The sequence below is a fragment of the Streptomyces sp. NBC_01451 genome (genome assembly GCF_036227485.1).
Taxonomy (GTDB): Bacteria; Actinomycetota; Actinomycetes; order Streptomycetales; family Streptomycetaceae; genus Streptomyces.
This window is the reverse complement of the sequence record NZ_CP109479.1, coordinates 9,681,735-9,694,807: the sequence shown is the minus strand read 5'-3', so window position 1 is coordinate 9,694,807 and position 13,073 is coordinate 9,681,735. Positions and strand designations below refer to the sequence as shown.

General features: G+C 67.4%; 7 protein-coding genes. 3 read left to right on the top strand and 4 right to left on the bottom strand.

The annotated features are described in order from the left end of the window. Positions 1-21: 21 nt before the first annotated feature. Together OG595_RS42730 and OG595_RS42725 are read right to left on the bottom strand one after the other, a co-directional pair. Positions 22-2,241 (bottom strand): ArnT family glycosyltransferase, encoded by a 2,220-nt coding sequence (locus tag OG595_RS42730; protein WP_329281889.1) that lies wholly within the window; start codon positions 2,239-2,241, stop codon positions 22-24. Positions 2,242-2,269: 28 nt separating this feature from the next. Then, positions 2,270-3,520: a glycosyltransferase gene (locus OG595_RS42725; protein ID WP_443073388.1), complete on the bottom strand. Its 1,251-nt coding sequence runs from the start codon at positions 3,518-3,520 to the stop codon at positions 2,270-2,272. Between the two features lie 371 nt (positions 3,521-3,891). Between OG595_RS42725 and ligA the strand changes: the two genes are divergently transcribed. The 3 genes from ligA (at position 3,892) to OG595_RS42710 (ending at position 10,418) form a co-directional block, all read left to right on the top strand. Further along, entirely contained in the window at positions 3,892-5,817 is a 1,926-nt protein-coding gene (gene ligA / locus OG595_RS42720; protein ID WP_329281885.1) for an NAD-dependent DNA ligase LigA, read from the top strand. A gap of 357 nt (positions 5,818-6,174) precedes the next feature. After that, positions 6,175-9,216 carry an ATP-binding protein gene (locus tag OG595_RS42715; RefSeq protein ID WP_329281882.1) on the top strand — a complete coding sequence of 1,014 codons (3,042 nt, stop codon included), beginning with the start codon at positions 6,175-6,177 and terminating at the stop codon, positions 9,214-9,216. Continuing rightward, positions 9,213-10,418 (top strand): response regulator, encoded by a 1,206-nt coding sequence (locus OG595_RS42710; RefSeq protein ID WP_329281880.1) that lies wholly within the window; start codon positions 9,213-9,215, stop codon positions 10,416-10,418. The genes OG595_RS42715 and OG595_RS42710 overlap by 4 nt, the downstream gene beginning before the upstream one ends. 192 nt (positions 10,419-10,610) lie before the next feature. Here OG595_RS42710 and OG595_RS42705 read toward each other — a convergent pair whose 3' ends face one another. Continuing rightward, positions 10,611-11,021 (bottom strand): hypothetical protein, encoded by a 411-nt coding sequence (locus tag OG595_RS42705; protein ID WP_329281877.1) that lies wholly within the window; start codon positions 11,019-11,021, stop codon positions 10,611-10,613. Then, the gene (locus OG595_RS42700) at positions 11,018-13,036 is read right to left on the bottom strand and encodes an integrase (protein WP_329281875.1); all 2,019 of its coding nucleotides are present in this window, start codon (positions 13,034-13,036) and stop codon (positions 11,018-11,020) included. The genes OG595_RS42705 and OG595_RS42700 overlap by 4 nt, the downstream gene beginning before the upstream one ends. Positions 13,037-13,073: the final 37 nt, after the last annotated feature.

The following is a 13,073-nucleotide window of genomic DNA, read 5'->3' as shown; positions in this document are numbered from 1 at the left end:
TCGTCCGTTCTGCCGCTGCTGCTACTTGGCGGCGCAGTCGTACAAGGTCGTTCCGGTACGGCCCATGATGCCGCCCGCGGCGGAGTCGCCGTCGTCGGAGCCGCTGGTGCCGCCGTACGCCTCCGCGGGCACCTCGGTGCAGTGCCCGCTGATCCAGGTCGACCGCTGGGAGGCCGCGCCGTCCTCGCCGCCCATCATGGCGCCCGGGCCGCCGGAGGAGCCGGAGCCGAGCACGTAGCGCAGTTCGCCGTCCTTGGTCCACTTCTGCAGCTGCCGCACGGAGGGTGCGTTGTCGGAGCCGCTGAAGCCGCCCATGCCGATGACCGTGGCGTCACTGTCCAGGATGAACGTGGCCGCACCCTGAGCTCCCCCTTCGACCGCGAGGGTGATGCGGTGTCCGTCCGAGTGCTCGGTGGCGAAGTCGAGGATCTTGCGCTGGTCGGCGGTGAGCGTCGTGGCCCCGCCCGGCCCGCCGAAGCCACCTCGGCCGCCCGAGCCGCCACCGGCTCCCGGGAGGGAGGGCATCGAGCCCCCGGCGGATCCCGTGCCGCCACCGCTCCCGCCACTCCCGCCGGGCATCCCGGGCATGTCGGTGGGCATCCCCGAGGGCATGCCTTCGGGGAGTTCACCCGACGCCCCGCCGGGCGTTCCCGACCCGGCTCCGCCGAACCCCTCGGGCAACTCCAGCCCCTCGGGCAGCCTGCCGCCGTTCCCTCCGCCGAACATCGTCGTCGCGGGCCCGGCCATCGGGTTCGCCCCGCCCATCGACGACCCGGACCCGGTCGCGGTCACCGCCCACGCCCCCGGCGCGAGCAGGACCGCCAGCAGCGCACCGCCCAGGGCGACCGGGACCAGCCGCACCGCCCGCCCCGCGGCGATCAGCAGTCCGACGGCGATCAGCCCCACCAGGAGTACGACCCAGGCCAGCCACCCGTGCCAGGACGGCACCCTGCGGATCACGACAACAGCCCAGCTGACGGTGACCAGCACGGTCCCGGCACCGGCGGGCAGCGCCCAGCGCGCCCCGGCACGGTGGGCGCGCACCAGCGCCGTCGCCAGTCCCGCGGTCAACGCCGCGACAGCAGGGGCGAGTTGAGTGGTGTAGTACGGGTGGAAGATTCCCTCCTGGGTGGAGAACACGAGCCCGCACACCAGCAGCCAGGTCCCCCACAGCACCCATCCCGAACCCGCCAGGGCCTCACCCGCCGAGCCGCTGCCGCGCCGACGCAGCACCGCACCGGTCACCGCGACGGCCATCGCCACGAGGCTCACCGGCAGCAGCCAGCTGATCTGGCCCGCCACCTGGTCGTTGAACAGCCGCAGCAGCCCGGCCTCGCCACCGAAGCCGCCGGCGAAGTTGCCCATGCCGCCACCGCCACCGCCCGCGCTCTCGCCGAAGACCCGGCCGAGCCCGTTGTAGCCGGTCACCAGGTCCCAGGCGCCGCCGTCGGTGCTGCCGCCGATGTACGGCTTCTCACCGGGCCACCAGGCGACCATCAGCACCCACCACAGCGAGGACACCGCGCACACCGCACCGGCGGTCAGCAACTGCCCGGCCCGCGTGAGCCAGGTCCCCCGCGCGCCCACCAGCCAGGCCGCCGCGAGAGCCGGCAGCACCATCCAGGCCGCCATCATCTTGGTGAGGAATCCGCAGCCGACCAGGAACCCGCTCGCGCACAGCCACCAGGTGGTGCGCCGGCCCGAGTCGGTCTGCAGGGCGCGGGTCAGCGCATAGGCGGCGGCGACCAGGAACAGCACCAGCAGCGTGTCGGGGTTGTTGTCGCGGTTGATGGCGACGGTGATCGGCGTCAGTGTCATCACCAGGGCGGCGAGCAGTGCCGCGCCCTCGCCCGCCCACCGCCGGACCGTGCGGTGCAGCACGAACACGCCGGCGACACCCTCCACGACCTGGGGCAGGATCAGCGCCCACCCGTGCATCCCGAAGATCTTGCTGCTGAGGACCTGCGGCCAGAGCGCGGCCGGTGGCTTGTCGACCGTGACGACCCCGGCCGGGTCGAAGGAGCCGAACAGGAAGTTGGTCCAGTCACGGCCCATCGACTTCACGGCGGCCGAGTAGTAGCTGTTGCCCCAGCCGAGCGAGCCGAGGGCCCAGCCGTACAGCAGCGCGGACAGGAGCAGGATCGCGCCCAGGGCGACCGGGGCCGCCCAGGGTGGCAGGGCACGGCTAGTGACGGGGAGACGCAGGACGGGGGCCGCGTGCGTCTCGGTGGTGGGGGTCATGGTGGGGTTCGCTCTCGGGGAGTAGGGGTCAGGACGAGCGACGGCGGAAAACGGCCAGTCGCAGCACCAGGAAGCGGAGGGTTGTCACCAGGACCGAGGAGGCGGCGAGGACGAGTGTCTCGGCAGCCGCCGAGGCGTCCGGCACGGCGTCGCGGAACATCAGGACCGCTGCCGAGGTGGTGAGATAGCCGATGACGAACAGGGCACCGGCGCCCAGGTGCGCCCGTCCCGCCCCGACACCGTCCGCGGAGTAGCGGAAGGTGAGGCGACGGTTGGCCTCGGTGTTCAGCAGGGTGAGCACGAGGAGCGAGACGAAGTTGGCCGCGACGGGCTGCCACCAGCCGCGCAGCAGCCAGTACAGAAGAGCCTGTCCGGCGGTCGAAGCGATGCCGATGAGGACGAAGCAGCCGATCTGCCAGGCGAGTTGGGAGCGCGCGGCATCCGGGGCGAGGACGGCGTCCGGGTGCTCGGCGGCGGGTTGGGGGCGGCGCGGCACCGGGACACGGGCGGCGCCCGACGCCTTGAGCCTGGCCATGCGCCACAGTCCCTTGAGGTCGTCGGTAGCCGTGCCGACCACGTCCACCCGGGTGTCGACGTCCTCCACCCAGTCGACGGCGACCTCATGGATGCGCAGGCCGTTGTGCTCGGCGAGCAGCAGCAGTTCGGTGTCGAAGAACCAGGCGTCGTCCTCGGTCCTGGCCAGCAGCGGGCGCAGCACGTCGGTGCGGGCGGCCTTGAACCCGCATTGGGCGTCACTGAACCGGGCGCCGTGGGTGAGCCGGATCAACGCGTTGTAGCAGCGGGAGATCAGCTCGCGGCGCGGGCCGCGCACGGTGCGGGCGCCCGGGGCGAGGCGGCTGCCGATGGCGAGATCGGAGTGCCCGCTGGCCAGCGGGGCGATCAGCGGGAGCAGTCCGTCCAGACCGGTGGACAGGTCGACGTCCATGTAGACGACGATGTCCGCGTCGCTCATGGCCCAGACGGTGCGCAGCGCGAGGCCCCGGCCTTTGCGGTCGAGATGGAAGACGCCGACACCGGGCAGTTCCTCGGACAGCTCGCGGGCCACGTCGAGGGTGCTGTCGACACTGGCGTTGTCCGCCACGGTGATCCGCCAGGGGTACGGCAACTGGTCACGCAGTCGGGCATGGAGGGTGCGGATGCAGCCGGGCAGCGCCCGTTCCTCGTTGTAGACGGGTATGACGATCTCGACGGTCGGCGTGTGCGTGGTGGTCGAGCCAGGGACATCGGCCCGCGACGCCGACTGGAAACGCCGGGCCATGGGCGGAGTGCTGCTGGTGTGCGTCATGGATTCCTCGAGCGGTGGGGGTCGGTGGGGCGGCTCCCGGTCGCGCCCACGCCCTCCGGGTGCGCCGGGATCGACTCTGACCGGCGTGCCAGGGGAATCGCGGGGAGAAAGCTGGGAGTTGACGGGGAGTCCGCTGTCAATCCGCCCGCCGGCAGGCGGCGGAAGACATCGCCGATCCTTGCCGTGCGACCTGGGAAGCCGAGGTCAGCAACCCGGGAACCCGCCGAGAGGATGCTGTGGAACCACCGCCGGACGACAACCGGCACCGCCGCCGATGCCCCGCGGGCCCTCGCCGTTTCCCGGCACTCGGCCGGCCGGGGGCATTGTCAGTGGTGGCAGGCAGGATGACGGGTATGACAACACCAGCTGCAGTGATCGTGGACGCCGCCGCCTACGCGCAGGCGGTCGAGGACGCGACAAAGGCGTCGGCCGCCTACTACACGGGCGGCACCTCCGTGCTGGACGACGACGCCTACGACCGGCTGGTGCGCGGTATCGCGGCGTGGGAGGCCGGTCATCCCGAGGAGGTGCTGCCCGAGTCGCCGACCGGGAAGGTCGCCGGCGGCGCCGTCGACGGGGATGTCCCGCACACGACCGCGATGCTGAGCCTGGACAACGTGTTCTCCCCCGAGGAGTTCACCGCCTGGACGACGTCGCTGGCCCGGCGTATCGACCGCGACGTCACGCGCTTCAGTGTCGAACCGAAGCTCGACGGTCTCGCGATCGCCGCCCGTTACACCCGGGGCCGCCTCACCCAGCTGGTCACGCGCGGCGACGGAACGGCCGGGGAGGACGTCTCGCACGCCATCGGCACCGTCGAAGGCCTGCCGACCGAGCTCGCCGAACCGTTGACGGTGGAAGTGCGCGGCGAAGTCCTCATGACCAACGCCCAGTTCGAGTACGCGAACACCGCGCGGACGGCGCACGGCGGACCGCCGTTCGCGAACCCGCGCGGCGCCTCGGCAGGCACCCTGCGCGCCAAGGACCGCCCGTACACCGTGCCGATGACGTTCTTCGGGTACGGACTGCTCGCCACGCCCGGCACCGGGTCGGCGCTGACCGTGCGCCTGGGCGAGCTCGCGCACAGCGACCTGATGACGCTGGCCGGCGACCTCGGGGTGAACACCACAGCGACCACCGCCGTGCCCGGCGTCACCGTCGGCACCGTCGAGGAGGTGCTGACCCGCGTGAAGGAAATCGCCGCGCTGCGGGCGGAGTTGCCGTTCGGGATCGACGGGATCGTCATCAAGGCCGACCTCGCCGCCGATCAGCGGACCGCCGGATCGGGGTCGAGGGCCCCTCGCTGGGCGATCGCCTACAAACTCCCCGCCGTGGAGAAGATCACCCGGCTGCTGGCGGTGGAGTGGAACGTGGGCCGCACCGGGATCATCGCGCCGCGCGGCGTGCTGGAACCGGTCGAGATCGACGGCGCCACCATCACCTACGCGACGCTCCACAATCCCGGCGACATCACCCGCCGTGACCTGCGTCTGGGCGATCACGTCATGGTTCATCGCGCCGGCGACGTCATCCCCCGCGTCGAAGCCCCTGTCGCCCACCTGCGCACCGGGGACGAGCAGCCCATCGTCTTCCCCGAGGTGTGTCCCCGCTGCGGAGCCGGCATCGACACGAGCGAGCAGCGCTGGCGGTGCGAGAACGGCCGTAACTGCCATCTGGTGGCCGCGCTCTCCTACGCCGCCGGGCGCGACCAGCTCGACATCGAAGGCCTCGGCCACACCCGCGTCGTCCAGCTCGTCGACGCCGGCCTGGTGAAGGATCTCGCCGGCCTGTTCGCCCTCACACGGGAGCAGTTGCTGGGCCTGGAACGGATGGGTGAGACGAGTACGGACAATCTCCTCGCGGCGATCGTCGCGGCGAAGCGGCAGCCGCTGTCGCGGGTGCTGTGCGCGCTCGGGGTACGCGGCACCGGACGTTCGATGTCCCGCCGTATCGCCCGGCACTTCGCCACCATGGACAACATCCGCGCCGCCGACGCCGACGCGATGCGGCAGGTGGAGGGCATCGGTACCGAGAAGGCCCCTTCCATCGTCGCCGAACTGGCCGAACTCGCCCCCCTCATCGACGAACTCGCCGCGACCGGGGTGAACATGGCCGAGCCCGGCGCCACCCCGCCCGCTCCCGGGGCCGACGGTGCCGGTGGCAGTGCCGAGGACGCCGAGCCGACGGGTGGGCCGCTGACCGGGATGTCGGTCGTGGTGACCGGAGCGTTCCCTGTCAAGTCCTTCTGTTCAGTCAGAGCGGCTGCGTGACGGGAGCATAGTTGTCAGGGCACGGCTCAATACTGTTCCGGACGCCTACGTGCTCGCCACGCGCGCGTTGACCGATGGCCGGGCGGGAAGGTCGTAGAAATGCGGCATGTGCGCTAAAAGGTCGCCACCCGTCGGGCCGCCTCCTCGGCCACATGGCGTCTGGCGCGGGCAACGACGCTGTGCGTGTACGCGGAAGCCCTGGGCGCAAGGAGATGCGAAGGGGTGTCTATCCGTCAATTAGCGGCCACTCTAGCCGGGTTGGGGGCGATCGGCGCATCCGCGACCGTTAGCGGCTAGAGTGCGTTGATCGGTGTGTCGACGTGCGGCCCGGTGCCGTGCGACGCCAGGGGGAGGCACATGTCTGGCTTGCCGGGAAGTAGCGGCGGCGAGTCGCTCGGGGTGTTGACGCATTGTGGTGTTAAGCCGATTCCAGAGCAGTCGCCAGCCGTTCTAGCTCTAGCCGGGGCCGGCCTGCGCAGCCCATCCATCGACATACGGCGTGCCCTCGCGGTAGGACTAATGCACCGCTCCTACCTCTACGAACATCAGGCAGAGTACAAGGACCTGACGGTCGGCGTCCTGAGTTCACTTGAAGTCGTGGGTACTACCTTTGTGTCGCGGGAGATGGCGTCGATCGCTTACCCGTCCTTCGCCTCAGATTCGGCAGGGAAGCTTAGCCACCGCGTAGCGGGAGCGCGCGCAAAACTGGCTGACTGGGCGGGCAGGCAGACGTGGCTAAGGCAGTCGTGCTTGCTCAGCGTGGGGCTCGTAGATGAGACCATTCTGCCTCCGAAGGTGTCCGCCGCCCTACTCACTCAGACAGTTGGCGTGCTGCACTTGGCAGGCCAGTCTGACGTTGCTCGATCGTTGCTGCACGAGTTGACACGCAGTGTCCTGGCAGCCTCCGGAGCTGATCCCAATTGGAATGAAATCCTCAGCAAAGAGCTACAAGGGCACGTGCTCAGCCGCAGGGAGACGGCAGCGGGCCCGGTCCACGCACTGACGCACAAGGTTTCCCTTGAGGATTCAAGGGGACGCTGCGCAGAAGGCTGCGGAAGAAGCAAGCGGGCCGCGTCTTCCCTTGCCGCTTACAACTTCCTTGTCCAGCACCATCCGGCGAGTGTTCAGCGTGCACAGATCTCCAGTCCTGCAAACGCCGTTCAGCCCACGAGTGACCTACCTGAGAAGAGTGAACACCGCCAAATTGTGGCTCGCGTACAGAAACTTTTCGGACTTTCAGGCTCGGCTCGACCGCTTTTGTCCCAGGCTCTCATGCACTCCTCCTGGTGCTACGAGAAGGGCTACTGGATAACTCGGGCGAGACAGCGAGACAACACGACTTTGGCATTCTTGGGTTCGCAGGTGCTGAACTTCGAGAGTGCGCGTACGCAAGCCCTCCGTGCACTCTCAACCCCTCCGAGTGATCTGGCTGTCAAGACGGTGCCCAACGATTGGGTCGCTGAGGCGTTCGAGCGGAGCGGCATAAGCTCTGGCTTGCTGTTAGGTACAGGCCAAGAGCAAGTCGGAGTCAGCACAGACATCGCCGCCACCGCTTTCCAGGCTGTCATCGGCGCTGTCTACGCCTCAAAGGAATACCCGGACACGATTGGACCTATTTGGCCTGCCGAGTGGGAGGGGGCATGGCACACGTTGGTGGCTGATACGTCGGCCTTGGATCCCTCCTCGGCACTCGAGCGCTGGTGCTCCGCAGCTTTCCTCACTCTGAGCTTTGATGACGTCGTCATCGGACCCGACCATGACCGACGCTTCTGGTCAACCGTTACCATCACAAGCGCGCCTTTGGGTGCCGAGCTGCGTCTGCAAGGACATTACTCGGGCACATCAAGGAAGAAGGGGCGGCAGCAAGCTGCTGCCCGTGTTTTGCGTGTCTTCGAGGCGCTGGCGCAACCTCGGCCAGCCCAGGAACTGCCCGAGGCGTCACAACAAGATCGAGAGCTGGCTCGCCTGGTACTCCAGCATTTGACCCACCTCGCTCAGACCGGCGACAGCTTCCCCGTTAAGTGGCGTACTCATCGATTCTTCGGTCTGCACTTGGCCGGCACCCCCGAGGTGCTGGCGAAATGGGCAGCCGATGCCGATGAAATTCTGGGAAGCAATTTCAGTAGAAGTATCGATGCCGGCGAACTAACGAAGACATTTCGACGTGCTTACGAAGCCTCAGAAGCTCCAGCTGCGCGCACCCCAGACGACGAGCTCGCCGACGTCCTGAATCTTATCGATCAAGTGGAGGACCCCGCAGCGATCGACGCAGCACTTCTTAGGCACCTCACTCTTCTGTGTGCCCTCTATCGAGTCTACGGTAGCGACCCAGAACCGGTTCGATTGAGGGAGTTGGTATCTGACTGGGAACTTCTCCATCGTGGCCATCTCGAGGTTACTGAGAAGCACCTGCAGGGTGATGCGGTGATAGCCAGCCGTGAACGGGCCGTCTTGGACGCCGCGATCGAAGCGGTTCTTCACGACGGGGCCCGGGTCACCGTAACCCCATTGGACACACACCCGTTTAAGGTGGGGATTAGTGGCGGCATCGAGCATACTAATAGCCGATATGGGGCGCTAGAGCGTTTCTGCACCCTCTGGTCGCAGGTCACCCCCACGACGCGCCTGACTGCCACCCAGTTCGGACTGGAGGTCGTCATCAACTATCCCGACCTGCCAGCCAAGTTCGGGCCGCTAACCTCCGCGGCCTTCCTCTTGCTCCGTCCGCCCGCCGACCCTCTGGCCCAGTCCATCGCCGATCTACTCCATGACATCAAGAATCAGGTGAGCGCGGCGCGGGTCGCCGAGGGAATGCCGGCCACGACGCGGACGGGCAAGCTACGAAATCAGGTCACGGCTAGCGAGCACCTCGACCAAGCCCAAGCCCAAGCCAAGCAGCTACGAGTGGCTGCATCGCTGTGGGACGACCAAACCTCCCATGCCTTGGAGCTGGGATCCTTCTTGCACGCGTTCACCGGGGCCGTCCTCGCCGACACCCCGAAGACGGTGTCGATAAACAGCCCGCAAGCTTCTAGGGAAGCACACGTTGACATCAGCGAAGCCGCTCTGCGCTCTGTTCTCAACAACCTCATTAAGAACGCGCTCGAGGCGATGAACAACGTCGGCTACCTCACGATCGCGTGGTCCGCCACAGCGGAAGAAGCCGTCATTTTGGTTTCCGACGACGGGCCGGGGCTAGCCCCAAGCGTCGCCATTGCCCTCACGAGTAGATCGCGAATTCATAGCACTAAACAAGGGGGTAACGGGCTGGGCCTCCTCGGCGCTCAGACCCTGCTGCATCGTCGGGGCGGCCAACTGATTCCTACCCCATCCGATGTCGGCACAACCTGGACAATCAAGCTTCCACTGACCACACCCGAACTAACGGAGACTTCGTGATCACCACGCTGTCTGGCACCCGAATCCTCGTCGCCGATGACCAGCCCGACGTCGCACGCACATTCTGTAGCTCTCTCCGGGCGGCTGGAGCCAAGATCCAGCATGTGGCCGATGGCCAAGCAGCATGGGATGCGATTTGTTCTCAACCCTTCGACCTGATGCTAGTCGACATGAAGATGCCCCCGGAAGAATGGGGCGGCCTGTGGCTCCTTGAGCAACTAGCTAATGCTCAAAACCACATTCCGGTGCTCGTCCTGTCTGGAGAAGGCGGTAAACCGCAGGTTATTAAAGCTATGCGTCTTGGCGCCGCTGACTGGGTTGACAAGGACAGCGCCGCAGAACAGCTCCATCCCGCATGTACCAAGCTCCTCACTGAAGCTAACGCCGCAGCCCTCCAGAATGCGGCAGAACAACTTCCGACTCCCCTTGCGTACCGCTTTGCACGCTACCTGCGAGCCACGACCACTGACACTCAGGTCAGCGAAGGTCTCCATACGATCGAGGCGATTCTGCGGTTCGCCTCATGTATCGGCATGGCCGCTTCTCGACCTCACCCCATCCCCGGCCTTGCTATGAGTAAGCTGCACAGGCCCAGCATGGGAACGTGGCGTGATATCGCCTTTTCCCTGGGCCGACAGGCCGAAACCAACGCAACAGCCAAGCGGACCGTCCAAGCCCTCGCACCGGACACTCCTTCTCGCACCACCGTGGACGCCCTGGTGAAGCTCCGCAACGACATCTTCCACGGCCGCGCAACACCCAAGAACTCGGACCGGGACACGATCGACTGGTTGCTGCGCTGCTTCGCTCACCGTGCGACCACTACCCTCAGACTGGGCCTCACGGTAGCGACGAGTATGCGCTTCGACGGCGCCGCCTACACAGTCGATACTCTTCTCGTGCGCGGCACAGCCACTCCGCAACCCGCCACCCATCACGTCGACCGCCCCATCGTCGATGGGACCATCCTGCTCGTAGATGAAACTGACTCCTTCCCGGACTTGACTCCCTTGTTCGCGTCGGTGACGTCGCCTGCGGGGGAGGTGCGCTGTGTGCAGTTCGACGGCATCCTCGACCGTACCGATTCAGACGGGCATCCCGTCGTCAAGTACGCCTCCGGCGATGGCAGGGATGGTGAGCTTCTGAACCTTCCCGCCGCAATAACTTGGCCAGCCGCTCATCAGTGGACGACATCTCCCTAAGATCGCATTCGTGGCGTCCGTCCAGCTTGGCGGTAATGTCTGTGTAGTCTGATGGCATCGAGCTGTGTCCGCTGAGGAGCGCCGTACCATCTGCGGGCGGACCATCGACCGACTTTCTCCAACACTTCCCCCGGATCGATGCCGGATCTCGTTGCCACCGAGCCCAGGACACCTGTCACGAAGCCTTCCGATTTACAAATCTCGGCTCGGCATTGGGGTGACGTTATTGGGCAGCGCTGCTGGTCGGCCGTATCTGCTCTCTTGGTAGGTCAGGACGGCGGTGGCGAGGACCAGTTGTTCGGCGCGACGCCAGGCCTCGGCTTCTGAGTCGCGGGCAGCTTTCAGACTCGCCTTGAGTCTTCCGACGTCCTGGCGCAAACGCTTCTCGACTTCTGGGGGCTGGTGCGTCTCAGTGCGCACACGGGCGTAGAACTCTTCCTTGAGGTCGACGTGGCGCTTCTGAAGGGCCATGCGGTGTACGTCGGCCTCAATTGCCAGGGCGACAGCGGTGAGGCTGCCGTCGGAGCGGGTGGGCTTGCCGGCCAGGAGCCGGTCGATGGCGTCGCGGATGCGGGCGCGTTCATCCTGGTGCTGATCGTTCATGTGAGGACTTCCTCGGCGGGCTTGGCGGTGGCGTCGTGGGCGTCGGCGATGCCTCGGAGTCGGTTCGCGTTGCTTCGGAGCCGGTCGCCGATGGGTTTGGGCGTGTGAGCGGCCTGGCGGTCGAGGTAGTCGGCGCGGTCCCGCAAGGCGTGGGCGTGGGCATCGGTGCGGACTGCGTTGCCGCAGCCGAGCTGGCAGGCGAACTGGATGGGGGCGGTCGCCCCCGGTTCCGGGTCACACAGGGCCGTATCTCGCTTGAAAGCGCAGATCAGGAACGAGTCGGGGTTGTCGAACAGGACGATCCCGTCACGCGCGAGGAACTTCGCGGCCTTCGTGGCGGCCTGTCGGGTGGTCAGAGTCCCTTCGAAGCGCGGGGCTTTGAGGGCTCCAGTGAGAGCGCGTCGGGCCGCCTGGCCGGAGATCTTCTCCCCGGCTGCGGTCCGGCCCAGCAGGCTCGCGGCGGTGTCGGCGGCCGCACGCACCGTCTCGATATCGAGGACACCGTGGACACCGGGACGGCCGCGGTCGCCGTAGCCGGTGGAGGTCCGGGCGTCGAGGACCGCGCGCATGTGACCGTATTGGACGGCGAGCGCGACCAGCCCGCCGGGTCGACGGGCGATGTGCCAGGCCAGGGTGCGACGGAAGCGTGCCAGCCCGATCGCCCCGAGCGGGTCCGGCGGGATCACCCTCTGCGGCAGGCCGTGCCCGTCTGCCTCCCGGTTCGCCCAGGCCACGAAGTCCTCGACCCGCCTGGCCAGGCTCTCGGCCCTCAGAGCGCCTCGGAAGGGGCGCCGGCTGGCGAAGTCCTGGTGGGCGGAGCTCAGGAGGAGCTCACCGACCGGGACCATGCGCTCAAGGACACGGATGGCGCGTACCACGGGCTCGATGGCCACCCAGGGGACTTCGCGCTCCTCGCCGGCCGAGACGTGGTTGCCGTCGTCGTCGGTGACGTTCTTGTAGTGGTGGCTGTAGATCAGGTGCCGTGGTGTGGTGCCGTCCGGGTTCTGTTCCGGGTTGGGGCAGCAGCCGGACCGCAGCCCCTGGACCTCCTGCGGACGCATCCCGGTCAGATACAAGATCACGATGGTGGCGGCGGCGGCGAGACAGCGCATCAGCACGGGGGCCTCGTCGAAGTCGATGTAATCCTTCCAGGGCCGGCCCTCGATCCGGCCTGTGATAGGGACCTCGAGCGGGCAGGGCCCCGGTCTCTGGGCGGCCAGCCGGGTCAGGCCGTGCTTGACGGCGAACCTGTCCACCTGCTTCAAGCTGGCTCCGGTGGTCGCGGCGATGAACGTGCGAGCCAGCGTGACCCTGCCGCGGTCGCCGACGGTGGCGGGCAGGAGGTCGTCGTCGCGGGCGCCGAGCGGCAGCAGGTAGGCCTCGAGGGCCGCGCGGCTGGCAGGGGTGCCTTTAGTGGCCTCCGCGCGGGCAGTCAGGCGGCGCCGCTCGGCCCAGGCAGCCAAGATGTCGTCGGCCAGGTCCTCGACCATGAAGATCGCCCAGGTCAGCAGCGGGCCGATAACTGTCTCGTTCAGTGGCTCGGTCTGGTTCTCCCCTCCGCCGGTGCTGGCCTCCTCGGGCAGGTAGTCGTCGACGCCCTCGACGTCCCAGGGCGGCCGACCGATACCCGACGGGCGCGCACTGAGCTGGTCGAATGCCCACAAGTCCGACAGCTGGCCGAGGATCCTCCTGGCGTGGTCGCGGCTGCAGCCGCTGAAGGTTCGCTCGGTGGCGTATGCCCGCCAGTGCTCGGGGGTGCAATCGCCCAGACGGGTGATGTCCCGCTTGTGGAGCCAGCGAGCCAGCCTCAGCCACTCCAGAAAGCTGTGCCGCATCACTGGCGCGCTGTCCCGCGTGCGCGTGGCCCGGCTGCGCGACTGCACGTAGGTGGGCCGCAGTTCCCCGTTGAGCATGGTCCAGGTGACGAGCTTCAGTTCGTCCCGCAGGCCACCCGGGCAGTTCTTCCAGTAGAGACAGTGGATCTTACTTCCGGGAGTGTCGATGAGTGGCCCCATCGGCCAAATATCATCCTGGTAGTGGGAGTTGGGGTGC

Coding starts and splice junctions, on each gene's coding strand:
- OG595_RS42730 (WP_329281889.1), bottom strand. CDS start 2,241: ATGACCCCCACCACCGAGACGCACGCGGCCCCCGTCCTGCGTCTCCCC.
- OG595_RS42725 (WP_443073388.1), bottom strand. CDS start 3,520: ATGGCCCGGCGTTTCCAGTCGGCGTCGCGGGCCGATGTCCCTGGCTCG.
- ligA (WP_329281885.1), top strand. CDS start 3,892: ATGACGGGTATGACAACACCAGCTGCAGTGATCGTGGACGCCGCCGCC.
- OG595_RS42715 (WP_329281882.1), top strand. CDS start 6,175: ATGTCTGGCTTGCCGGGAAGTAGCGGCGGCGAGTCGCTCGGGGTGTTG.
- OG595_RS42705 (WP_329281877.1), bottom strand. CDS start 11,021: ATGAACGATCAGCACCAGGATGAACGCGCCCGCATCCGCGACGCCATC.
- OG595_RS42700 (WP_329281875.1), bottom strand. CDS start 13,036: ATGGGGCCACTCATCGACACTCCCGGAAGTAAGATCCACTGTCTCTAC.